At 61.2% G+C, this 24,343-nt stretch carries 17 protein-coding genes; 10 read left to right on the top strand and 7 right to left on the bottom strand.

Going from position 1 to position 24,343, the window contains the following annotated elements; all coding sequences use genetic code 11:
* Positions 1-36 precede the first annotated feature (36 nt).
* From GOC52_RS06135 to GOC52_RS06125, 3 genes are all read right to left on the bottom strand, one after another.
* A complete protein-coding gene (locus GOC52_RS06135; protein WP_191850936.1) occupies positions 37-1,413 on the bottom strand; it encodes a hypothetical protein in 1,377 nt (458 codons plus the stop codon).
* Between the two features lie 145 nt (positions 1,414-1,558).
* Entirely contained in the window at positions 1,559-1,927 is a 369-nt protein-coding gene (locus GOC52_RS06130) for a glycine zipper 2TM domain-containing protein (RefSeq protein ID WP_010483220.1), read from the bottom strand.
* 166 nt (positions 1,928-2,093) lie between these two features.
* Positions 2,094-4,316, bottom strand: coding sequence for a methyl-accepting chemotaxis protein (locus GOC52_RS06125; protein WP_029379860.1), 2,223 nt, complete (start codon positions 4,314-4,316; stop codon positions 2,094-2,096).
* A 282-nt stretch (positions 4,317-4,598) separates the two neighbouring features.
* On the opposite strand from GOC52_RS06125, the gene GOC52_RS06120 reads away from it, so the two are divergent.
* Positions 4,599-4,991 (top strand): barstar family protein, encoded by a 393-nt coding sequence (locus GOC52_RS06120; RefSeq protein ID WP_049451902.1) that lies wholly within the window; start codon positions 4,599-4,601, stop codon positions 4,989-4,991.
* A 30-nt stretch (positions 4,992-5,021) separates the two neighbouring features.
* On the opposite strand, the gene GOC52_RS06115 is transcribed toward GOC52_RS06120, so the two are convergent.
* The 3 genes from GOC52_RS06115 to GOC52_RS06105 form a co-directional block, all read right to left on the bottom strand.
* Complete coding sequence (locus GOC52_RS06115; protein WP_143994541.1) at positions 5,022-6,014, bottom strand: glycosyltransferase; 993 nt, start codon at positions 6,012-6,014, stop codon at positions 5,022-5,024.
* Positions 6,014-7,291, bottom strand: coding sequence for an O-antigen ligase family protein (locus tag GOC52_RS06110; protein ID WP_043396651.1), 1,278 nt, complete (start codon positions 7,289-7,291; stop codon positions 6,014-6,016). The genes GOC52_RS06115 and GOC52_RS06110 overlap by 1 nt, the downstream gene beginning before the upstream one ends.
* 609 nt (positions 7,292-7,900) lie before the next feature.
* Entirely contained in the window at positions 7,901-8,665 is a 765-nt protein-coding gene (locus GOC52_RS06105) for a hypothetical protein (RefSeq protein ID WP_143025182.1), read from the bottom strand.
* 255 nt (positions 8,666-8,920) lie between these two features.
* Here GOC52_RS06105 and GOC52_RS06100 point away from each other — a divergent pair, with 255 nt between their 5' ends.
* The 3 genes from GOC52_RS06100 to GOC52_RS06090 are packed head-to-tail and all read left to right on the top strand — an operon-like array spanning position 8,921 to position 12,206.
* Positions 8,921-10,414, top strand: a complete 1,494-nt coding sequence (locus GOC52_RS06100; RefSeq protein ID WP_083348178.1) for a recombinase family protein — start codon at positions 8,921-8,923, stop codon at positions 10,412-10,414.
* A complete protein-coding gene (locus tag GOC52_RS06095) occupies positions 10,411-11,307 on the top strand; it encodes a plasmid partitioning protein RepB C-terminal domain-containing protein (protein ID WP_074726242.1) in 897 nt (298 codons plus the stop codon). Before GOC52_RS06100 ends, GOC52_RS06095 begins: the two co-directional genes overlap by 4 nt.
* Entirely contained in the window at positions 11,304-12,206 is a 903-nt protein-coding gene (locus GOC52_RS06090) for a plasmid partitioning protein RepB C-terminal domain-containing protein (RefSeq protein ID WP_099596498.1), read from the top strand. Before GOC52_RS06095 ends, GOC52_RS06090 begins: the two co-directional genes overlap by 4 nt.
* A gap of 782 nt (positions 12,207-12,988) precedes the next feature.
* On the opposite strand, the gene mobQ is transcribed toward GOC52_RS06090, so the two are convergent.
* Entirely contained in the window at positions 12,989-14,512 is a 1,524-nt protein-coding gene (gene mobQ, locus GOC52_RS06085) for a MobQ family relaxase (protein WP_106467442.1), read from the bottom strand.
* Between the two features lie 260 nt (positions 14,513-14,772).
* Between mobQ and GOC52_RS06080 the strand changes: the two genes are divergently transcribed.
* From GOC52_RS06080 to GOC52_RS06055, 6 genes are all read left to right on the top strand, one after another.
* Positions 14,773-15,039 (top strand): hypothetical protein, encoded by a 267-nt coding sequence (locus tag GOC52_RS06080; protein WP_106467441.1) that lies wholly within the window; start codon positions 14,773-14,775, stop codon positions 15,037-15,039.
* Positions 15,040-15,229: 190 nt separating this feature from the next.
* Positions 15,230-18,172: a tellurite resistance TerB family protein gene (locus tag GOC52_RS06075; RefSeq protein WP_106467440.1), complete on the top strand. Its 2,943-nt coding sequence runs from the start codon at positions 15,230-15,232 to the stop codon at positions 18,170-18,172.
* Positions 18,169-19,467, top strand: a complete 1,299-nt coding sequence (locus GOC52_RS06070) for an ATP-binding protein (RefSeq protein ID WP_053442707.1) — start codon at positions 18,169-18,171, stop codon at positions 19,465-19,467. The genes GOC52_RS06075 and GOC52_RS06070 overlap by 4 nt, the downstream gene beginning before the upstream one ends.
* 2 nt (positions 19,468-19,469) lie before the next feature.
* The gene (locus GOC52_RS06065) at positions 19,470-21,647 is read left to right on the top strand and encodes a DEAD/DEAH box helicase (RefSeq protein ID WP_191850934.1); all 2,178 of its coding nucleotides are present in this window, start codon (positions 19,470-19,472) and stop codon (positions 21,645-21,647) included.
* 327 nt (positions 21,648-21,974) lie between these two features.
* Positions 21,975-22,895 carry a hypothetical protein gene (locus tag GOC52_RS06060; protein WP_191850932.1) on the top strand — a complete coding sequence of 307 codons (921 nt, stop codon included), beginning with the start codon at positions 21,975-21,977 and terminating at the stop codon, positions 22,893-22,895.
* 12 nt (positions 22,896-22,907) lie between these two features.
* On the top strand, positions 22,908-24,179 hold the full coding sequence (locus tag GOC52_RS06055) for a phosphoribosyltransferase-like protein (RefSeq protein WP_191850930.1): 1,272 nt from the start codon (positions 22,908-22,910) through the stop codon (positions 24,177-24,179).
* Positions 24,180-24,343 lie beyond the last annotated feature (164 nt).

Here is a 24,343-nt window from a genome sequence, read left to right as displayed (position 1 = left end):
GTCGGGGGATGCGGCTCAATCCCCTCCGCCCCCTTTTCAGGGGTCGGGCGCGTACCAGAACGGGATGCGGTACTCGCGGCGTCGCTCCGGGCCGCGCTCGCCCCCTTCGGCATTCCAGACCAGGCTCAGGTCATGGCGACCCGGTGCCAGCGTCGCCATGGGCAGATAGCCCACCAGGCCACGCATGTCGAGATCGCGGCGCTCCATCGGCATGAAGTCGTGCAGGTCAACCGGCGTGCCATCCAGCTGCACCCGCCACAACCGGGACAGGCACTCCACCGCTGCGCTGGCAGCCTTTGCGCCAGTCGCTTCATTGCGTGCGGCGGGCAAGGCGGTGCAGTGCTGGCGCGCCAGCGGGTTGTCGCGCTGGGGGCGGTGTGGAATGAACACACGCAGGCGTGAACCACTGATAGTGTCCGACGGGATCATCGGGTACGGCAGCAGCTGATCGTGCGCCGAACGCATCGATTCGTAATGCGCGCTCAACATGCCGTGTTCGACGGCCTCGTCGGTCATCACCTGGTAGCGGTTGAACAGCGAGAACTTCACCGAACCCAGCACCTGCACCCCGCCCAGCACCATGGCCACCATCACCGCCAGCAGATAGACCGCCATGAACGAACGCGAGCGCAGGTTGCTCTGCAGGGTCAACTGCATGGTCTGCATCAGGCGCAGCAGGGGAATCCGTTGCAGGCCCGCCAGGAAGCGCTGCAGCCACCGCTGCAGGCCGTCATAGGGCTGGTCGCGCCGCTGCCGGCGCGCAATGACACGCTCCAGCAGTGCAGGAACCAGTGCGAGTACAAGCAGGCTGGCCAGCACGGTACCGACCACGATCATGGCCACACGATCGGAACCGCCGGCAAGCGCACTGATCGCCATCGCCACGCACAACGTCAGCACGGCCATCACCAAGGTGCCGGCCAGCGTTTGTACTGCCAGCAGCGTGGTGGAGAAGAGCATGGTGGCCAAACGATCAGCGCGTTCGATGCTGCCGTCCAGGCCACCGTCGCGCGCCTTGAGGAAAGCGCGCGATACCGGGCCCATCTGCGGCAGCCGTTCCCAGTCGATGCCCTTGGGAAAGTGCGATTTCAGCCCGACCAGGCCTATCCAGTACCCGCGCACGGTCAGGTGCGCGATCAGCGCTACCGCCAGCACGTAACACATGCCCACGCTGATGCTGAAACCAAACCACAGCACCTGGAAGTACATGCCTTCCGTGTGCAGGCTGCTGCGCGCCCACGCATCGAACAGGTACCCAGGCACCGCCAACAGTGCGAACGCCAGCAGGCCGGAAATGAACAGTTCCAACTCATCGGTACGCTCGCGCAGCCGACCGAAGCGGGTGCTCGCCTCGGGTCCGGGCTCGCGGTCGGCAACCGGCACGTGCGACTCTGCGACGGGCAATTCGTTCACAGGGCATTCATCCTTGGAGGTCGGCGCAGTATAGGCGCGACACAGCGGCCGGCGATACGGGGCCCCACAACGAGGAACGCCGGCACGGGGCCGGCGTTCGAGGAACTGCGTTGCGGAAGGGGGATTACGCTGTTGGCATCATCGGTCAGCGGTAAATGCGCTCGCAGCGGCGTTCGACCACGCGGTCGCCGTTCTTCTGCTGGCTGTTGCCCTGGATCTGGCGGCCGGCCGCACCACCGGCCACGGCACCGGCCACGGTGGCCAGCTTCTTGCCGTTGCCACCGCCCACCTGGTTGCCCAGCAGGCCACCAATCACGGCGCCAGTGGCGGTACCGGCGATGCGGTTGGGATCGCGCGAATTACGCTGCACTTCCACGTTCTTGCAGACCACGCGGCTGCCGTCATTGAACTTGCGTCCCTCATCGCGCGGCCCATAGGTCTGCGCGCCGGCCACCGACGAAGCCGCCAGCAGGGTGCCCAGCACAAGCAATCGGGTCGAGGTCTTCATGGCCATCTCCTGAGTTCCGGTATGGCACCAGTGTCCTCCCGCGGTTGGCAACCGGAAGTGAAATGCGCGTGTCCGCCACTTCATCGGCCATCGCACGTTCAGGAAGAAAATCCGCGCCCATCGCGACCAGCCGTCGCGATGGGCGCCGTCTCCCTGCCGGCATTGCCCTCTGCTAGAACTCTTCCCAACCACCCGCATTGGCGGCCAGCGTCGGCTCAAGCCGCGGCGACAGCACCGCAGGCCGGCGTACCGGCGCAACCGATGCCGCCACGGCTGCCAGCGCCGGGCGTACTGCGGCGGCGGCGGTCACCGCCCCCGTGCGGAAAACCGACACGGCTTCGGCCAGCAGGTTCGCCTGCTCCTCCATCGAGCGCGCTGCGGCACTGGCTTCTTCGACCAGCGCGGCATTCTGCTGGGTGGTCTCATCCATCTGCACCACCGCCTGGTTGACCTGTTCGATGCCCGAGCTCTGCTCCTGGGAGGCAGCAGAGATATCGGCCATGATGTCGGTCACGCGCTGCACCGAGGCCACGATCTCGCCCATCGTGGTGCCGGCCTGGCGGACCAGCGCCGAGCCATCGGCGACCTTGCCGACCGAATCCTCGATCAGGCCCTTGATCTCCTTGGCCGCGCCCGCGGAGCGCTGCGCCAGCGTACGCACTTCGCTGGCCACCACTGCAAAGCCTCTGCCCTGCTCGCCAGCACGCGCAGCTTCGACCGCCGCGTTCAACGCGAGGATATTGGTCTGGAAGGCGATGCCATCGATGACCGAGATGATCTCGGCGATCTTCTTCGACGCGGCTTCGATGGCCGACATCGTGGTGACCACCTGCCCGACCACTTCACCGCCCTGCGAGGCAACACCATGCGCGCCGATGGCCAGCTGGTTGGCCTGGCGTGCATGCTCGGCGTTCTGCTTCACGGTAGAGGTCAGTTCCTCCATCGACGCTGCCGTTTCTTCCAGGTTCGCCGCCTGCTGTTCGGTACGCCGCGACAGGTCGGTGTTGCCCGAGGCGATCTCGCCCGCTGCCAGGTTGATGCTGGAAGCACTGGCCTGGATACGGCCCACGATCTGCTTGAGCTGATCGACGGTGGCGTTGCAGTCATCACGCATGCGCGCGAACACGCCGTGGAAATCCCCCTGCATGCGCACGGTCAGGTCGCCGCGCGAGATGGCCTGCAGCAGGGTCGAGACCTGCACCAGGTTCTCGTCGGTGGTCTGCATCAGGCGATTGAGCCCTGCCACCATGTCGCGGAAATCGTAGGCGAAGCGATCTTCATCACCGCGCAGGCTGAAGTCGCCTGCCGCGGCCGCTGTCGCCAGCCGGCGGATCTCGCTGTTGATCGCCGACAGGCTGGACTTGGTTTCGTCCATCGCCTGGGTGATCGCCGCCTTCTCGCCGGGCAGCGGGTCCATGTCCACCGACAGATCGCCGCGTGCGTAGTGCTTCATCACCTCGATCAGCCGGTTCTGTACCTGCACGTGCGATCCAACCAGCGCATTGGTCTCATGCACCATGCGCCCGTAGTCGCCGGGGAATGCGCTCTCGTCCATGCGGTAGCTGAGGCTGCCGGCATCGTGCTGGCGTGCCAGCTCGCCCTGCGCCGCCATCACCGACTGCAGCTGTGCCTGCATGCGCTGCATCGACTTCAGCAGCTGGGTCACCTCGTCGTTGCCGGTGGCGTCGATGCTGCTGTCCAGGCGGCCACTGGCGATGCCGTCGGCCAGCTTCACCGCGCCTTCCAGCGGACGGGTCAGGCTGCGGGTGATCGCCCAGGCCGCCAACGTGCCCAGCAGCAGGCTCAGTGCCCCGAACGCGATCGACAGCGTGCCGGTCCACGATTCGGTTGCGCGGTACTCTTCGCGGCTGCGTTCGGTCAGTGTTTCCTGGTGGCGCAGCAGGGCCGAGATGGATTCATTCCAGGCCGTTGCCAGACCGTGCTCGGCCAGCAGCTCCTTCGCTGCCCCATCAAAATCCCCCACCTTCATGCGCTCATGCAGTTGCTGGGTTGATGCATCGGTGGCCTTTCGTGCCGCCTCGATGCGCGCGACCAGGGTATCGCCGGTGGCGTCACGCGGAATCTTGATGTACTTGGCCCAGATACCGTCATAGGTCCGCGACAACTCCTGGGCACGCTGGTAATCCCTGTCGAACTCATCACCCCGCTTGATCACCATCAGGCGGCGATGCATCAGCACCGCGTTGTTGGTATCAAGCATGTCATTCAACAAACGCATCTTGACCATGTTGACGTCCACCACTTTCTCGAACTGGGCGGATTTCAGCTGATTCCCATACAGCACCAGGCCAACGATGGCCATGATGAACAGCAGCAGCAGACCGAAGCCGGCGCCAAGCCGGGATCCCACACGGAGATTACGTAAGGCAAGCATCTCAATTCCCTTGATCGTGGCCGTACGTTCGATGGCGGCGCAGCGAAGGGAAACTTTACGGGACTTTATATATGGACCGATCCAAATATATGGAACTGTGCAGGCAGTCAGAAAACAAGGCGGCAGATAATGGCGCCATATCATTATCGAATACCGCTGACACGCCAGCGCCCGATGAAAATCACGCAGGTTTAACACCATAATCATGCCAGCTCCATCCGAAGCGGCCCTGGATTATCTGCGCCGGACACAACCGCAGCCCGGGAGGGCTACAGTCTGCAGATGACACGGATCCTGCACATCGAAGGCGCGTCCATCAACGACATCGCCAGCCTCTACGTGGAAATCAATCGCGTGTTCATGGCCGACGAAGACTGGCAACTGGGCGCAAGCCTGGATGCGCTTGATGACCTGCTTCACGGCGGCTACGGCGCTCTCGCAGGCCATGCCATCGCCACGGTGGTGTGGCGTGACATCGCCCACAGCCGCGATGCACTGGGCCGCGAGACCACGCGCGCCTGGCTGCAGTCGAAACTCGCTCAGGGCGGCAGGTTCAACGGTGCGGCCATCCACGCTCAGTTGACGGCACTGGCGCTTGGCCAGGGACAGACCTACTTCGAGATCGTCATGGAGATCTTCGGCAGCCATCCGCAGATCACCCTGGTGCCTGGCTGAGCGGGCTGCAGCGACCAGCCCCACATCAGCTCAGAGCTTGGCCAGGGCCTCGCCAAGACGGCGCGGGAACGCCACCTCGCTGGCCAGGTGCCATGCGCGTGCATTGGCGCCCAGCCGGGTCCACTCGGCCTCATCCATCGCCAGCGCGCGCTCGACGGCCTGTTCCAGCGCCTTCTCATCCACATGCCAGGTCCTGGACAGATGGCAGGGCTCGCCCTCGTGCGCGGCAACCAGGATGCCGCGGCTGTCGTCGATCATCTGATTCATCGGCGCGCCGTCACAGGTGATCACCACCGCCCCGCAGCTCATCGCTTCCACCAGATAGTGGCCCCAGCCTTCGGTCTGCGACAGGCACAGGTGGAACGCATGTTCGTTCTGCAGGCGCTGCACCTCCTGGTCGGGCAGCCGCTCGCGGACGATTCTCAGGTTCGCGGCACCGCCCTCATCTTCGTCCGAAGGGCCGCCGCGCAGGATGGTCAGCAAGGGCCATTCGGGGTGCCGTTTCCAGACATTGACGAGTGCAGCCGTTCCCTTCATACGGCTGGTACCGGCCGCATGCAGGAAGCTGCGCGGCCTGCGCGGCACTGCCGGGTCGTAGCGGTCACGGCTGCAGAAACCGACTTCCAGCGCGCGCATGCCCAGCGCGTTGAAGATGCGCGTGGCTTCTTCGGTCTTGGTCAGCAACGCATCGAACCGCGGCAGGATCCGCAGGCTGCGTGCGGACACCCATTCCGGATTCGGGATCAACAGATTGACGTTGGCCAGTCCGAAGCTCGTCGGCCGGACATGTTCCAGCGAGATGTTGACGTCGAACCGGGCGGGCGTGCGCCCCAGGCTCAGCCACGAGGCCAGCAGCCTGCGCAGGCGCATTCCGCGGAGTTTCCAGGCGCCACCATTGCGGACCGCGTCCAGGCGGCTGACCGTCACCGTGTGCCCGAGCTGCTGCAACGAGCGCTCGATCACCTGGATGTCATGGGACAGCCCACGCTGGTTGTCGGCGGCCAGCAGATGGATATGCGCCATCAGGAGGGACTCCCTGGCCGGAGCAGGTCACGCGCCGGCAAGGCGGTCGCCAGCATGAAACCCAGCACCAGGTAGAAATAGAACGAATGCGGCATCGCCCGGTAGAACACGTTGTCCGTGAACGCCGAAAGCGCATAGACGATGACCACGGCAAGTCCGGCGGTGGCGATCATCGCGGTGATGTCGTCGGCGTGGCCGAGACGTCGCACGAAATGGATGCCGGGCAGGATGAAGACCAGCAGCATGATCAGCAGCAGCGGCACGCCACCGGTCACCGCCGCTTCCAGGTACTCGTTGTGTGGGTGGTTGTAGCGGAAGATCGACTCGGACACCTCGCCGCGGGCGATGCCCTCACGTGCATAGGTACCGAACTGGTTCAGGCCCACCCCCGCCACGGGATGCTCGGCGAAGGCGTCGACGGCCACGCCCCACATGGCGATGCGCTCGCGGACCGAGCCGACCTCGTTTTCCTGGTTGAAACCGGAGATCTCGCCGCTGACCTCACCGAAGCGCTGGATCACCTCATGGTTCAGCACCGAGGTGGCGCCGACCACGCCAATGACCAGGGCACCGACGAAGGCCAGTGCCCCCCGCCAGCGCCGGGTGCGCCGGACGTGCACCGCAATCACCATCAGCATGGCGGGAATGAACGCCAGGATCGGCCCGCGGCTCTGCGCCAGGATCGAACCATAGACGCCGACGGCGATGGCCACGCCGTGCAGCCAGCGTTCGGCCGGATGGACATTGGGCTGGATCAACCGGATGACCGAGAACAGCGCCATGCACAACGTCACCATGGTGAACTCGATGGCGGTCCATTCGCCGCCACTGAAACCGTGCGCGCGTTCAAGGCCCATCACGTGGTGCTGCACGATGCACGACCCGCCGAAGACCAGGGTGGACAGGGCGAAGATCTTCCAGATCAGGCGCCAGTCCAGCGCAGTGGCGAACACCGCAGCGGTGCCCAGGTAGAGCAGTGTCTGTGCCGGAAGGTCCAGTTCGTTCCAGCGCAGCCCGTGCCAGAGGATGCTGTAGAAGGCATAGGCCAGGCGCAGGAAGCAGACGATCACGATGAACCGGGCGATGCGGTAGCGCAGGCGGACATCGGGCTGGCGGCGGATCAGAACCACGCCGGTGACCAGCAGGGCCAGCAGCAGCACCGCCTTCAGCAAGGTGTAGGGTGCGGAGCCGGCAAGCGGAACGATGGCGACCAGGATGCTCAGCAGGACGGTACGCCAGGTGTAACGAGGTTCGGCGGCCATGCAGGCTGCAGTCATGCTTGTTCTTTCCATCAACGCCCGCCCGGGGTGAGTCGCCCCGGTTTCCATGGAGGCCGCTTGGCGGAAATCGCCGGGGCTGACACTACCGTGGGGCCCCGTGGAAATCAACCAAACCGCAGGTGTACGGGGGCCTGCGTTGGCGTACGGACAGTCGCGGGCAACCGCCCTTGTCTCTGGGCTTCCGGTCGGGATCATCGACCGCCCCAGGTCGCTACACTAACGATCTCTCCGGCCATGCCTGCGCGTGGCCACGCCCCGACGCCCTGCCAAGACGCGAAACGCCCCAAGTGACTGATACAAAAGACAACACCAGCAACGCCAAGGCGTCCAAGGACCACACCCCGCTGATGAAGCAAAACGACTAAAAGAAGATCTTAGTCATCAAGAGCCTTGTGCAGCAAGGATCTTCGACGCCAGCCACGAGATCACTGGTCCGTCGCAACGCTGTCGCAACAGGGGGCTGCGAGGCCTTTTGGCGTGCGATCCCACCCAGCCCCGCGAGACTTACACCATCCAGGTCACACCCGTCCGCCTTCGGGTCGAGCACTCTCAGCGTAATCCTCTCATTGCCGTCGCCAGATGTTCCCCCGTGGACCTGCGGCGGAGTCACTCTCCTGGTGTATCAATGCTCACCGCTCTTGCCTTTCGGAAATTATTGAAAGACGCGATGTCCTCTTCTGAAGGGACCGACGGATCGTTGAGGTCCCGAAGCGCGTCTGCCAATTCGCGTCTGCTCATGGTGGCCAAGATCAAAGGCCCCTGAGTCAGTTGATAATTAAGCGACCCCGTGTTTCGATCCATCATCGGATGCGAGCGAACAAAAGACTTAGCGTTACCGGGCTCTTGATGCTTTGCCAGCTGAACCCTCACCCACTCGATCAAGTGGAATGGGATATGGCTCCGGCGCAGATCGTCCTTAAGTCTTGCAACGAGCGCAGGCTCATCACGGACCTGACTGAGTTGGCGGGCCACCATCTGGCTTCCGTAATCCCAATCTGGCTTCCCAACGAGGTGAGAGATCTTGACGTCCAACCCACCATTCTCGGCAAGCTTAATCGCCAGCTTCGCCCGCTCCCGCCAGGACCGGACAAGCTCGTAGGCGGCGAAGATCCACATCTCGGTTTGGGCAGATAAGAACATGCCACCCCTATTTTCGCGCGGAGTCTCTTCATCATAGCGGCTGCGCAGGAATTGCATCTCCAACCCCATGATGAATTTGTCCACAGCAGCCACGTTGTAGGCTTGGCTAACCATTGCCAAATCGTCGCTGAGCAGAGCCAGACTCATCAGGCCGGCCACCAACTCACTGGCTTCGATCTCTTCATGATAGCGGGGGTAATCCCCGCCGTTCTCATCTTCGATGTCGTCCATCCGCTCTCTCGGAATGACCATCTGTTTGTCCACGATACATGGTCTGCGCCCTAGAACCTGGCCTTCTTCTGATCCGTCACTAACCGGACGGGTTCAGCCAAGAACTCAAACGGTCACAAGACCGTCAATCTACCCGCCTACGGTCGCTGAATACATAGTCTTACATGGGAAGCGCTGACCGTGTTTTCGCACCACGCAGTGTCCGATGCTACTCAGCCCCCCGATCGGCTCATTCCGGTTGCCCAGTATGTGCGCATGTCTACCGAGCATCAGCGCTACTCCACGGAGAACCAAGCCGCGGCAATTGCCGAATATGCCAAGGCGCACGGCATGGAGATCGTCCAGACCTACGAGGACTCAGGCAAGAGTGGACTAAACCTGAAAGGTCGGAGCGCTCTTCAAGCCCTTCTCCGGGATGTGAAGCTCCCCTCCCCTGGCTTCAACGCTATTTTGGTCTACGACGTGAGCCGTTGGGGGCGCTTCCCCGACCCCGACGAGGCCGCCGCTTACGTTCACGCCTGTAAGAGCCATGGTGTGCCGGTCATCTATTGCGCGGAAGCGTTCAAGAACGATGGCTCGTTGCCATCCACCATCATGATTGGCCTCAAGCGCAGCATGGCCGCCGAATACAGCCGAGAGCTATCTGACAAGGTGTTCAAAGGGGCATGCAACATCGTGCGACACGGGTTCCGACAAGGAGGCACGCCGGGATACGGCTTGCGCCGACAACTCGTGGACGAGCACCTCCAGCCCAAGGCGGTGCTCGCTCGGGGAGAGCAAAAGAGCATCCAGACCGATCGTGTGATCCTGGTGCCCGGGCCCGCGCAAGAAGTCGCCACCGTCTTGCGGATCTATGGGCTGTTTCTAAAGGACGCTATGCCCGAACGGGTCATCGCCTCCGTTCTGAACCGAGAAGGCATCCCCAATGAAGTGGGTGGCCCCTGGAGCAGAGGGACGATCCATCAAATACTGACGAATGAGAAATACGTCGGCCACAACGTCTACAACCGGACCTCGTTCAAGCTGAAGCTGCAACACGTTCAGAACCCGCCGGAAGCGTGGGTGCGAAAGGAACATGCGTTTGAAGCCATTGTTCCGCTTGATCTGTTCGAGCGCGTTCAAGCAGTCATAGCGGCACGTTCGGTCCACTTGGACGACGACCAGATGCTGGACGCCCTGCGGTCGCTGCTCGAGCGGCATGGTGCGCTGTCAGGGATGCTGATCGACGAAGAAGAGGGCGTCCCCTCCAGCAGCGCCTTTCGTCATCGGTTTGGTAGCCTGCTCCGGGCCTATAGCTTGGTTGGCTACTCCCCCAAACGCGACTACGCCTACTTGGAGATCAACCGCGCCCTTCGGCAGCGGCATCCCGAGATGGTCCAGCTGGTGGTGGATGGCATAGCCCAACAGGGTGGGTGGGTCGAGCCATACCGGGATACCGGCCTGCTACGGGTGAACGGTGAGCTCCTCACATCCGTCGTCATCGCACGATGCAAGCCCACACCCGCCGGCTCCAACCGCTGGCGCATCCGACTGGATGCTAGCCTGACGCCGCATTTGACCGTAGTGATCCGGATGGATCCCGGTAACCGTCATGCCCATGACTTCTACGTGCTTCCTTCCATCGACTTCACCCCCGATGGCATGCCCTCCATGGAGGACAACGGCTTCTCCTTGGATGCCTACCGGATGGACACACTGGAGGAGTTCTTCGCTTTGGCCGGTCGGGCCGCATTGCTGGAGGCCGCATGACGAACAAAAGCACAAGCGTACAGATGATCCCCATTGCCGAAATCCACGTCGCGAATCCGCGTGTCAGAAACCAACGAATCCACCGTGGCATCACCCGAAGCATCGAAACGGTGGGACTTAAGCGCCCGGTTAGCGTTCGCAAGGCTTCTCCTGATGAAACGTCCCTCCCCTATGCACTGATCTGCGGCCAAGGCCGCCTTGAGGCCTGCAAGTTGTTGGGCCACCGCGAGATCCCCGCCCTGATCTTGGACGTGGATGAGCATACCGGCCACGTCATGAGCATCGTGGAGAACGTCGCCCGCCGCACGCCCAGGGCGGCCGAGACCATGGAACAGGTCCAGGTGCTCAGAGAGCGCGGTTACTCAGATCCGGAGATAGCCACCAAGCTGGGCTGCACTCCGTCCTGGGTGAACAGCGTGGCCAACCTCATGGAGCGCGGAGAGCGACGTCTGCTCGCTGCCGCAGAGGCCGGCCACATTTCCTTGGCCCTTGCAGTCAACATCTCCCGGGCAAATGATCGCGATGCGCAACAGTTGCTGATGGACGCCTACGAGGCCGGTGAGCTTAAGGGAAAGAAGGTGACCGTCGTCCGAAATATCTTGGCTCATCGAGCTAGAAGCGGAAAGAAGGGAACAAACTCCTATGCTCACGGCACACCGCGAAAGAAGCTGACTCCCGAGGACCTTGCCAAGCTCTACAAACGGGACGTGGAGATGCATCAACGCATCCAGAAGAAGGCCGAGTTCACGCAGCAATCGCTCCTCCTGGCCCGCCAGATCTTCAAAGAGCTGTTTGCCTCGAAAGAGTTCTGCGGAGTTCTCCAATCAGAAGGGCTGACCAGCGTCCCGCAACCACTGGCTGACCTGCTGCCCCGCAGAGGGTTGGCCCGATGAGCAAAAAGCAACCTTCGGGCGTACGCCTGGGCTTTGAGAAGGATTGCGTGGACATCCAGGTGGCGCAGCTCCATTACAGCGTGGCCATGCCCACGGGAACCAAAGCCTCCGTCAAGTATCAGCAGATCGTGAGCTCGGTCAGGACGGTGGGATTGGTCGAACCCATCGTGGTTACCCTGGACCGGGGCGCCGCCGGGCGGTTCTTGGTCCTGGATGGGCGAATGCGCTTGGAGGCTCTGAAGGAACTGGGAGCAACCGTGGCCCCCTGCCTCATCTCAACAGACGACGAGGGCTACACTTACAACAAGCAGGTGAACCGCCTTTCGGTTGTCCAAGAGCACCGAATGATCCTCAGGGCAGCAGAGCGCGGGGTTTCCGTGGAACAGTTGTCGCAGGTGCTTAGCATCTCGGCCAGCTCCATCCGGGACAAATTCCGGCTTCTGGATGGCGTTTGCGACGAAGCGACCGCCATCCTGGCCGACAAACCCGCCGCCGCAGGCGTCTTTCGGTTGCTGCGGAAAATGAAGCCCTTCCGACAGATCGATGCTGCCCAGACCATGGTGAATTTGGGAGATTACTCGATCAAGCTTGCAACCGCGCTTCTCCAAAACACGCCGGTCGAACAGTTGATAGAGCCGTTGGCAGCAAAGACGGTCAACGGTGCACCTATCGAGGCGCTCCAACGCTTGGAACGGGAGCTGGCAGCGCTGCAAGCCGATACGAAGCTGCTGGAGGAGAATTATGGCCCAGCCAGCCTCCAGCTCGAAATCGTCAAAACCCACATTGGGTCGACCCTCTTGGACAATGCAGCGGTTGTGCGATGGCTTGCCAAGAACAAGCCGGATCATCTTCAACAGCTTCAGCGCATAGCCGACATCAAGCTGCTTAGAGCGGGGTAGCCACCTTCTTCTCTCAACTGCAAGCTCCCAAGCTATTAGACCGCCACGTTGCCGCGCGGGCTGACTTTCAAGGGAAAGCACCGCGACAGCAGAGCTTTTCCGACTAACTAGCAATTCTGTGCGCAATTCCCTGCTGAGTGGCCTTGCTAATTTTCACTTAGCTGGTTGGCTACGAGCACACACCAACCGAGGACGCACATTGCTAGACCCACGAACCCAAATCGCCGCGCTACTTCTGAGCGGCACCCTCAATCCCACCGCCCATCGAACTCGCGAGGAGCGCTTGGGGGATGTTCAAGACGCCCTTGATCTCGCGGAGCGCATTCTGGGCAGGTCCGAAAGGAGAAGTCCGATCGAACCGGTCAACATTACAGCTCAGTCGACTGACGACGGGCACGCATCGACAGCGGAGGAGCCATGACTGATCCACAAACCCGAATCGCCGCGCTCGTTTTAAGCGGCACCATCGAACGAGCGGCTCAGCGTTCCCAACGAGAGCGCTCAGAAGATGTTCGAGTGGCCCTGGAAGTCGCCGCCGAGGTTCTACGCCAGCGCGCGGGTGGAAGCCCGCTAAACCTCACCCACGACGGACCACGAGCGCAGGAACGGCCCACGCCCACAACGAAGGAGCGCGTGGAGGTCAAAGAGGAGCTGGCGTCTTTGAACCAACTGCTCGCTGATCGGCGGGGAATCAGGCCCCCGGCCAAGCCGCCAACGACCAAGCGGCCAACGCTCCATTGAAGGCTTAAAGCCCCCGCCATGGCGGGGGCTCTTCATTCCTATCAGTGAAGCCTTGGCCGAGGCGTGGCCTGCTGCGTGGATGCACTCAGCTTTGCTGGGTCTCCCATTTCGTGGAGCGGATCCTCCAACCGATCCAGGGCTATCTTGCTGCTGGTTTCCAACTCTGCCACGGCGGCTGACAGCTGATTCGCACAGGCCTCTTCCTGACCGTCCTCGATCTTTGTACGAGCTTTTCTCAGGGCATCCAAACGCTGCTCGATTGCTGCCAAACGACGTCCGCGACGCCGGGCCCAGGCCACCAGTCCAGCGCCTGCTGGTCGGGGCTGCTGCTCGACGAAGTCCTCCAACGACCTCTCGGCGCGCGTCAGAAGCGATGCCGCCCGTCGTTCAGCCTCGACCCGCCGCACCCACTCTGTAGCTCGTCGCCTCACCGCGGCCAAGCCCCTCAGCGTTCGCTGGACATCCTTGCGCACCCTTGTTCCCACGCTCCCGTTGCCAATAGCCAAGTCCAAGCGACGTAGAAGCACGAGTGTGGAGCGAAGCGCCCCCTCGAGACCGGCCGCCACCACGTCACGCCAAAGTCCCCATGCTCTTTCCATCAGGGACTGCAGCGAGGGTTCGGGGGCATCGGGAAGAGTGCGAATGGCCAGAACTCCTCGCCGACCGAATCCCTTTACGTCCTCGATGTAGCTTTCACCTGATTTCGCCCCCAGCTCGACACGGTTCGGCGGCATCGACGCATGTCCGCGGGCACGGTCTGTATCCGTCGCTGCCCTCTCAAACCGTATCGCTGCCTGATGCACAGCATCCTGGTTGTCCGCAACGATGTTGGCCAGAACTCTCCCGACATCGGTCTCCACTCCCCGCCGTTCAAGCGCTGAGGCCTGCTGGCCCAAGTGGATCGTTGGGCGCCGCCCGAGAACCGCAGCTTCGACGATGTCGCCGCGCTCGAGCGCGTCCTCCGCTTGCGCTTCCAAACTTCGATGATCGACGGACACTGGGATCTCGGCAGCGGCCAGGTGCTGGTTTGTCAGCTGGGCCACCATCGCCCGAAGCCACTCCACTTCGCTGCGTCCCGAGGGGCCACCGTCGAGCTCGCGCGTTTTGTCCGCAAGGCCTTCGGCACCCAAGCGCCGGGTGGTGGCGAGGATGTGCACGTGCCAATTCAGTCCATCGTTGCTGCCCGGCGAGTGGATGCTCGCTTGAACCGCAAAGCCGTAGCGATCAACCAATGCCCGGGCTATGTCCGCCGTCAGGGCCGAGCGCTGCGGCCCGTTGAGCTCGTGCGGAAGTGCGATCTCAAACTCGCGGGCCACGGTCGCGTCCTTTCGCCTCTCGGCCGCCTCAGCCGCTTGCCATAGCTTTGAGGCGTCGAGCGACCAGTCGGGCGCCTTCAAAGGTACCACCCAGCGGCTCTCGACCACTCCGCCTCTGCGAGAATAGTCGTGCCGCGCTCCCGTGCGCTCATCTACGAGCGACAAGCCCGCGCGGTATGCAGCGGCGGCAACGGCCGAATGGCCCTTGGCACGGGAGAAGGTTTTGACACGGGTGTGGTAGATCGCCATGCAGAGAGCTCCAGTTCTTTGAGCTCTTTATGCCTTTGAATTTGCCGTTGGCAAGTCGAAAAGCGGCTTGGGGTTCAAGGGGCGAAGCCCTTTGCGCACGCATCACTTGTGATGCCTAAGTGCGCTTTTCGCTCCTTGCTTTTGCATCTTCCTTTTCTGATTTTCTGGATTTCTTCAAGTGTGAATGCGATGTCGCCATCAATAGGTTGACGGATGAGAAATCATTGCTTCACTGAGGGAGACTTCACTAGGAGAAGATCATGTCATCCACCAATCACTACCGCGATCAGATCCAAAGGGCGACCCATCGGCTGGCCCAGCTTCGAGCCAGGGAGCTTCTGGCGCATCAGCGGCAGGATGCCAGGGAGAAGGCCATCAAGCGCCGCGACGACGCCAAGCGCAGACGGCAAGTGGCCGAACTCGTTTTCCTGGCCGGGGCCCAGAACCTGCCAGACAACGAGATCGTCGCAGCCCTGCAGCGGCACCTGCTTGCGGTGAACGAAAAACGCCCCTCACCGTCCCACTGATTATCCCAGCGCAATCGCACGGCCATCAACGTCAAGGCCTCGGGCATGCACTCCCAGCGCCCTGGACGCCAATGCTGAATGGGCGAAACCCTGGCCATCCCGGTGCCCCGCCCCGTCCTCGCTATGCGCGTCTCACGTGGAGTGGGCGAGCTACAATGCCCCAAAGGAAGCGCCAAAGGCAGGGGGCCACATGGCGAGAAGGAAGCAAACCGCAGGCGGCTGGATCGTCGCAATCCTGGTCGTCATAGCATTGGTGCCAAAGGAAGTCTGGATCGGATTGGGTATCGTCCTTGCGGTGGCCACTGCCGTTTGGCTCTGGGCCAAGTGGCAGGCGATGCGCCCGAAAAGGACACCCTCTCCCGCCAAGCCGGTCCCCGCTCCAGAGCCGACCTTGGCAGAGTTGATCAAGGCATCCGCCCTTCCATCTGGGCAGGCGGCACAGAGACAGCCCCGCCCAGAAGCTGCCCAACCGGCGAGACCCGCGAGTATTGAATCGGGCACATCCTCGGGATCGGTCTGCGCTGCCGTGTCAGAAGATGCGTGCCCGGTCGGCTCTGAGGGTCGCTCGGCGCTGCCTGCGGCGCAGGCCCCGAGCAGAGCGCCCCCAGAGACTCTTTCGCCGCCCCGTCCTGGCAATTTGGAAGAGGCCAAAGCAGCGGTGAGCATGCGCCTTGCCATCGAGTCCGCCGCACGGGTGCTGACGGCCGTGGGCTCCGCAAACCCTTCTACCCCCTACCCCTACCAACCTCACGAGGAACGCATTGAGCGCGCGCGCCCGGGCAACCTCTCTGCAGCGAAACTTGCCGTGACCCAGCGCTTGGCCGCGACTTCGCAAGGTGAGCTGGCCGAGCCCTTGATCCAGCCCACCACAAACGCGGACACCACCTCGGGCGAACCCTTGACGGGCACCATAGATGGGCGAGCGCACGCACATTCGGACTCAAGAGCCGCAGAGCAGACCAACCCTCCCCACACGAACGGAACCCGCGACGCAGGTGCAATGACGCCGCCTCCCCCGCTGCCCGATGAACTCCGGCGGGTGGCCATCGACGCCGGAACGCCGGCAAAGCAATTCACAGTACCCCGCCCCCCCGAGGGCTGGGACAAGACCCGCTGGCTCGGCGCCCAGGACGAGATCGAGATCGCGGGCATCGTTATCCGGGGCGGCCTGTTCTACACAGGTCCGCGGCTGGCCACCCCTGGCACGCGTGAGAACGAGCCCAGCTTGGTCAATGGCGTTCTTGCCGTTGGGCGATACGGGGATTACCGGTCCACGACGCGCTACTGGGGAGGCTACGCAGATTTTGAACCCGCTGAACGCCACGCCTATCTGAAGTGGCTCGCTTCGGACCGTACCGATCCCGGCTGCGCAATCCAGTATGTTCGATTGTTCCTGTTTGGATTGGAGCGTCGCATCTTGCTGGATTCGGTGAACGATCCGGATTCCAAGCAAGACTGGCCCGCTATCAAGGCGATGCTCCTCCGTTTGTCGTCTGCTTATGCTGCCGTGCTTCCGAACGTCCACGGTCATGTCAACAGCCTGCTCGACTGGATGGCTCTGACCGAAGCAGGCGAACAGCTCTACAACGCGCCTCTTCCAGCGTTCGAACGAACTTACGAACTGCCTTTCTACATCCGCTTGGCCCTGGGGCAATGCTCCTTGGATCGAGTCCCCGTGCCCCCCGCGCTGGCCACGGCGTGGGTGCGACTCAATCCAGAGATTCCGCTGCGAACCGCCGCAACGCGTTGCGCGGAAGAGTTCGATCGCCTTTTCGCTCTGCGGTATCAAGAGACGTTCGGCACTGGAATGGTGCTGCCAAAAAACCGCACCAAGCTGAAGTTCACACGCCGCCCCTTTAACCCGGCCCTGGACCGAACCGACGCTGGCACCAAGACTTTCGGTGATATTCCCGATGTCACCGCATTGCGAGCGCCCCTAAAGGCGCTGCAGGAACTTGTTTCTCAGTGCTCGGAGGACCTCGGAGCCTTCAGCCGGCTCGTGGGCAAGAACCCCGAGGCCCGCCAATCCATTGAGGGCACCTTGCTGCTTCCGTCAGAGATTTGGCCGCTGGCCACGCGGACAGCATTGGCCGAAGTCGCTTCGGATGTTCAAGCCGCCAATTTGTCGATCAAGCTGACTGACCTATTGGGAAGGCTTGGGGCAGTCGGAACCACCTTGGGCAAGGACAAAATTCGGGAACTCGCACGAGCACTGGAGCAGTCTAAGGTCGGCATCGAACCCAATGTGCTCGAAGGCGCGCGGGTGCCTGGCGATAACGACCCGATCGTTCTCTTCCCCCTGCTTCCCGACCAAACCCATCGAACCGACGCTCAGGCCTATCAAACGGCCCAGTTGACCCTGCAACTCGCCTCGACGGTCGCTCAGTCTGATGGCACGTTCAGCGCCCACGAACTTGAGCACCTTTCACGCGAAATCGAAAGCTGGACGCATCTGAGCGAGGGTGACCGACGGCGTTTGCGCGCGCACCTTGATCTCTTGGCGAGGGCACCGCTTTCCTTGCCTACGTTGCGCAAGAAGCTGGATCCGCTCAGCGGGGACATAAAGGACGCCATCGCCGGGTCCATGGCCACGCTCGCCCAAGTCGACGGGATGGTCTCCCCAGAGGAGGTCCGGTTCTTGGAGCGCGTCTACAAAGCGCTGGGCGTGGATCCCGCTCGTGTGTTCAGCGACGTCCATGCCCCACGCCCGTCCAAAGCCCCCAGCGCATTGCCCAAGGCTGCGTCTGGCGCATTCCAACTCGATCCCGACCGGATCGCTGCTCTTCAGCGGGACACGGCCCAAGTCTCCGCGTTGCTCGCCAACATTTTCACCGACGAGGAAGCGACTCCCCCTGATCTTGCGCCGGCGGAAGCGGTGAGTGCCGAGGAGGAGAGTCCTGGTCAGTTGCTCGGGCTTGATCAGGCACACAGCGCGTTGCTGAGGCTAATGCTGTCGCGCCCCGTCTGGACCCGTGCGGAACTGGAAGATGGCGCGGCAGACATGGAGCTGATGCTCGACGGCGCGCTTGAACAAATCAACGATGCGTCGTTCGACGCTTACGACATCCCATTTTCCGACGGCGACGACCCGTTGGAGATCAACCCCGAATTCATTGAGAAGATCGAGCAATGAGCAGCCCAATCCGTTCCAGGGACCGCGACGCGGTGATCCAGTCGCTGCGCGCCGGCGTCGTTCCACGCGCCGGTCAGCATTTGATCCAGGTCGGGCGCGTCCGTGAAGTGCAAACCCTGGTCAGTGACATCGATCGGCTCGCCGATGGCGGCTCGTCCTTCCGCCTGGTAGTGGGTGAGTACGGCGCAGGCAAGACCTTTTTCTTGAACCTCGTTCGCGCCATTGCAATGGAGCGGAAGCTCGTCGTGGCCAGCGCGGATCTGAATCCCGACAGGCGGTTGCATGCTTCAGGGGGGCAGGCCCGGTCGCTCTACGCGGAGCTCATGCGGAACTTGGCCACTCGGACCAAGCCCGACGGAGGCGCCCTGCCCGGGGTGGTAGAGAAGTTCATTTCGACCGCAGTGGCCGAATCCAAGTCGCAAGGCGTATCCACCGAGCAGGTCATTCGCGCGAAGCTCGAGCAGCTGAGCGAACTGGTGAACGGCTATGACTTTGCCGACGTGATCGCCGCTTATTGGAGAGGTTTCGAACAAGGCAACGAGCAGCTCAAGTCCGATGCCATTCGTTGGTTGCGTGGCGAATTTGCCACCCGGACGGACGCGCGTGCAGCGCTGGGCGTCCGAACCATCGTGGACGACGCATCGGTCTACGACCAGCTCAAGCTCATGGGCCGCTTTGTTCGGCTGGCGGGCTATAGCGGCCTGCTGGTGTGCCTGGACGAACTGGTCAACCTCTACAAGTTGGCCAACGCCCAGGCTCGGAATGCAAACTACGAACAGCTCCTGCGCATGCTCAACGACTCCCTGCAGGGCACTGCGGTTGGCCTTGGTTTTGTTCTGGGCGGCACCCCGGATTTCCTGATGGATACCCGCCGCGGCGTCTACAGCTATGAAGCTCTTCAGAGCCGCCTGGCCCAGAATACCTTTGCCACCAACGGGTTGGTGGATTTCAGCGGCCCTGTCGTTCGACTGTCGAGCCTGACAGCCGAAGACTTCTACGTCCTGCTCACCAAGATTCGCCATGTCTACGCTGCCGGCGACGCGGGCAAGTATCTCTTGCCCGATGAAGCCATTCACCAGTTCATGACCCATTGCGCCAATCGAATCGGCGATAACTTCTTCCGCACCCCGCGCACAACGATCACCGCCTTTATCAACCTCTTGGCCGTCTTGGAGCAGAACCCGGGCGTGGACTGGCAGGACCTGATCGGATCGGTCGAGGTGGCAGCTGACCACGGGGGCGACGGCGAATTGGTCGTGCAAGAGGACGACGAGCTGGCGTCGTTCAGGCTCTAACGATGACTGCCTCCAGCGCCTTCCAATCGCTGCACCCTCGAATCCAGCGCTACCTCTGGACCGAACAATGGGAGGCGCTGCGTGAGGTCCAGGAATTGGCGATTCCTCTCGTCCTGAGCGCCGACCGGGACGTGATCATCGCCGCCAGCACCGCCTCGGGAAAAACCGAGGCCGCTTTTCTTCCTGCGCTCACGCACCTTCTGAACACCGACGAGGAGGGCCTGATTGTCTACATCAGCCCTCTAAAGGCGCTCATCAACGACCAGTTTGAACGGCTGCAGCGGCTTTGCGAGGACCTTGAAGTCCCCGTGTGGCCTTGGCACGGGGACGTATCGGGCTCCACCAAGCAGCGGTTCTTTAAGCACCCCCGTGGCGTGCTCCTGATCACGCCGGAGTCCTTGGAGGCGATGCTCTGCAACCGCGGAACCTCCGTAGGCGCCGCGTTCTCCAAGCTCCTCTACGTTGTCGTGGACGAACTCCATGCGTTCATTGGAAGCGAGCGCGGGAAGCAGCTCCAATCGTTGATGCACCGGATCGACGTGCTGTTACGGCGGCAGACTCCCCGCCTGGGCCTGTCGGCAACCTTGGGTGACTTTTCGAGCGCTGGGGCTTTCCTACGCCCGGGTGTTGGGGCTGCCCCCGCGCTGGTCAACGCCTCATCAACCGGAAATGATCTCCAACTGATCATCAAGGGCTACGAACAACCCGCACCTGACGCCGGGTCCGACGAGAATCCGGCGGCTCCCGCTGCACTGGCCGAGCACCTCTACCGGGTCCTTTCAGGGACGAACAACCTGATCTTCCCCAATAGCCGAAGGGAGGTTGAACGCTACACCCACCTCCTCAACCTGCTGAGCGAACGGGACGGCCGGCCGAGAGAGTTCTGGCCACACCATGGGAGTCTGTCCAAAGAGATACGCACGGACACGGAAGCGGCTCTGAAGCAAAGGGGTCGTCCAGCAAGCGCAATTTGCACGAACACCCTGGAACTAGGCATCGATATCGGAGCGGTGAAAAGCATCGCGCAAATTGGCCCACCACCTTCCGTGGCCAGCCTTCGCCAGCGCCTTGGTCGCTCCGGACGCCGCCCTGGAGAGCCAGCGGTGTTGCGAGGCTACGTTATCGAGGATGCAATCGATGCTGAGTCGACGTTGAAAACAAGGCTTCGACTGGACACAGTTCAGTCCACTGCTTGCGTACTGCTACTGCTGGAGAGGTGGTTTGAACCGCCTTCGGTCAACGGGCTACAGCTATCGACGCTGGTTCAGCAGTTGCTCTCCTCCATTGCCCAGTACGGCGGACTCAAGGCAGCCCAAGCCTATCAGCTGCTCTGCGCAGATCAGGGACCGTTCCACGGGCTGTCCCAAGACGCGTTCGCAGAGTTGCTTCGCCACCTTGGCCAAGAACAGGTCCTGATTCAAGACGGCTCCGGCTTGCTGCTCCACGGCCCGGTCGGCGACAAGTTGGTCAACCACTACACCTTCTACGCCGCTTTCAGCGTCGACGAAGAGTTCCGGATCGTGGCCGCCGGCAAGGCACTAGGCACGCTCCCCGTTTCCCAACTGCTGACCGTCGGCCAGAGAATCTTGTTTGGCGGCCGCACCTGGCTCGTCGAGCAGATCGACGACGCCCAAAAGACGATCTACGTGGCCGCAGCGAAAGGCGGCACCCCGCCTCTATTCAATGGAACGGGGGGGCAGGTCCACACCCAGGTCCGTCAAAAAATGCGTGGACTGTATCAGCAAGAGATCAAACCAGACTTCTTGGATCCCACTGCCTCTCGCTTCCTGAAGGAGGCGCAGAGCGCCTACCGTCAATTGGGCCTGGACGGGGAGGTTCTCCTCGACCAGGGCAGCGATGCCTTGCTGCTGACGTGGCTGGGAGACTCTGCGAATGAAGCCATCGCCTGCCTCCTGAACGCTCAGGGATTCACTTCTCAGGCCGGCAGACTGGGCGTGGAAATCTCCAAGGGAGCCAGGAGTCTCGATGATGTGATCAAGGTGCTCGGGCGGGTAGCGAAGATGCCCTCACCATCGCCAGAGACGCTCCTTCACTCTGCAAACAACTTGGTCACGCAGAAGTGGGACGGTCTCCTTCCTCCACGCCTTTTGAGACGCTCCTATGCATCGCTAAAGCTGGCCTTAGAAGAGGCTGCCTCTTGGCTCTGCCGCACCTTCTAGATGAAAGCGCCTCTAGCCCCCCACGCAAAAAACTGAAGGCGATTGCTTTGAGCGCAGTGGCCATGGATTTCACACTACCATCCGAACTCCCCCCAGCCAATGACGGGACTTGCGGAAGCCGTAGAGGATGCTAAGATGGCCGCACGGATGCATGACCTCAGGTGCCGGTACCAAATGGATACATGGCATTGAGCATGTGCGCAATCTTTCGACATCCCAGGGGCCCACGCGCAAATTGCCCTAGTGAGCGCGTTAGCTGAGCGCAGCCACTTAAGATTTCAAGCAAACAAGCCCACGTATGTGGGCTTTGATTTATCTGGAGGCAATATGGCAGCCGCTGTTCCCATTCCTTCCTCCGCGTCAGTAGACGCTATGCGCGCGGCCCTTCTCGTTCGTTTAGAGGAGCACTCAGAGACCGAAATTCTAGGCGCGCAGCTGGGCACTCAAGTCAACGCAGTGATTGAGGGCAGCTACAAATCTTGGATGCCCGAAGGCTCTCAGAACCTCCGCGCTTTTACCGAAAAGTTTTTGTGCGGACTGGTCACTCCGACAAATCGACGCCGCGGCCTAGACTATCTTTTTACAATTGATGGACATTTAACGGCGACGCCAGCTTCATTTGACGGCGCCCTTTGGCGGGCGTTTTGCGCCATTAAGCCCGCACAGCGCATTATATTTGATACTAATTCCGGCTCTATTCATTTGGTCGATATCGAGAGAGACCAAACGGATAGCGAAAAGGGAGGCCAGGATACTGTAATCCCACAAGTTAGCGCGGAAGAGCACAAGCAGATCTGCCTCGACTTTGTCGCCACACTTGAAAAAGAAGGGCACGCAGCATCCATACTTGCAGCCAGTGCCGCCGCGTTCCATCCTGGCATCTATTCCAGCTGGGTTGCGACTCTTAAGAGTGAGCCCGGCCTGTATAAGAAATGGGGAGTCTTTCGTGGCGCAGAATTGAGAGCACTGTTTTCTGGTCGCCTGGAAAATTTAACACCTGACGCCGATACCAGAAAGCGCTTAGTTGATCTTCTTGATGCTGATTATACTGCGGGGCGCCAAAGTGCCGCCGCCGCCCCCTCAAAACGACTACCGCCCGCCCCTTCACTATCATCCAGCCAACTACCGGAGCAGCAAACGCGCGCCCTTTTGAGCCGAGCGATAAGTGAGCTTGACGCCAACATGATCGCAAAAATCATGATCCCGATGGATGTAGTTGTCGCACTGTTGAATCGGAATAAGACCTGATCTACTGCGCCTATGAGCAGCCTCATCATCGCAATCGCGCCGAAGGATTCGGCAAGTGCCTTCAAGATCTGGGATGAGGTTTCCGCAGGTCGCTGGCGAAAGCACATTACCGTCATTGATCTTACGACGAACAAGGAAGAAAACGATACCAAGATCGCCAATAATGCGACCACAGCTAACGCGACTATTTTCGCGATGGGGCACCTCACATCTGCACATCTGGCCAAGTTCTACAGCAACGTTAGCCGAGTTAAGAAGTATCAGATGGTGGATCAGGTTGTGCGTTGGCTGGATGCGCAGAATCTGGCGTATTTAGAACACGCCAAGAGACAATGCAGAAAGACTCCGTTCTACTGCATCTCCCCACAGTTATGGCTGGAACAGTTCAGCAAAGTGGACCCGAACATAGGTCGACAGGCTGGCGCCGCACTGCTGGCACAGCTTAGGGTATTCGACGCTCGAGATTTTAGCGAATTCTTCAGAGAGCTACCTGAGGACGTGCATGCCAGTTGCTTTTTTTTGGGCGCTGATCCACACAGCGGGGACCATGCACTAATCAATATTTTGTCAGCGATCATTGACAACGCCAAGTTAACCGATAGCAGGACTTTGCCAAAAATTCCTGCATCGGGAAAACTGCGACTATTCTGCGACGGCGCCTGGAGCGGCGGCGAAACCAAGCGGAGAATACGCTGCTTGTTCACGCCATGCACCAGTAAGCAGGCTCATCTTTCCCCCACGCATCACCTCGACGTACGCATCGGAGTTCTTACTAACACAGCTCTGAAAGCTATCGACAAAGAAATATCCAAGCTAGTGCAAGAAAAGTTGGCGAACATCGGCTCGATCCAGATCCAATCAGCACCGGAGAATAGCCTACAAGTCCGCGGCAACAAGTCTGGGCAAGTTGGCCTTGCCTTCCATGACACAGACCTGTTGGACTACGTAAGCAGCGATAGGACCAGCCTGGCAAAGCTCTGCAAGAAAATTGGCCTACAGCTAAATCCCAAAAAGCCACTTGGAACCAACGCACTGGCCTCTTGCATAGCTTTCTCTCATAGCCTGCCCTCGGCAATGCTCCCCCTCTTCATCACGAAGGGTGCGCAGGTGAAGGGTCACGACGGAACCCTGTTCGAATGGCTGCCCCTGATGAGCAGCAAGCATTATTCCACGGGACTTGCTGACGACCCGAACCATCACTGTTCGGCTTGTCCCCTAGTTGATCGAAGTAAAATTGCCCCTGGCCACAACAACCCGGTCTCGATGCCCACTTCGCCGCTCTGATTAGGCACTCACAGATTTACTGGACAGCAAATCTAGACATCATGCACACTGAATAGTCTGCTTGGCAGACGGAGAGCAACTTAGTACTTTCTGCATCTACTTGATATTGCCCACGAGTGCGCCCCGCCCGCTCCAGGGCATGCCATTTCGAATAAGGCACTCGC

It is taken from the genome of Stenotrophomonas sp. SXG-1 (assembly GCF_014083965.1).
Taxonomy (GTDB): Bacteria; Pseudomonadota; Gammaproteobacteria; order Xanthomonadales; family Xanthomonadaceae; genus Stenotrophomonas; species Stenotrophomonas geniculata.
This window is presented reverse-complemented; position numbering and strand designations above follow the sequence as displayed.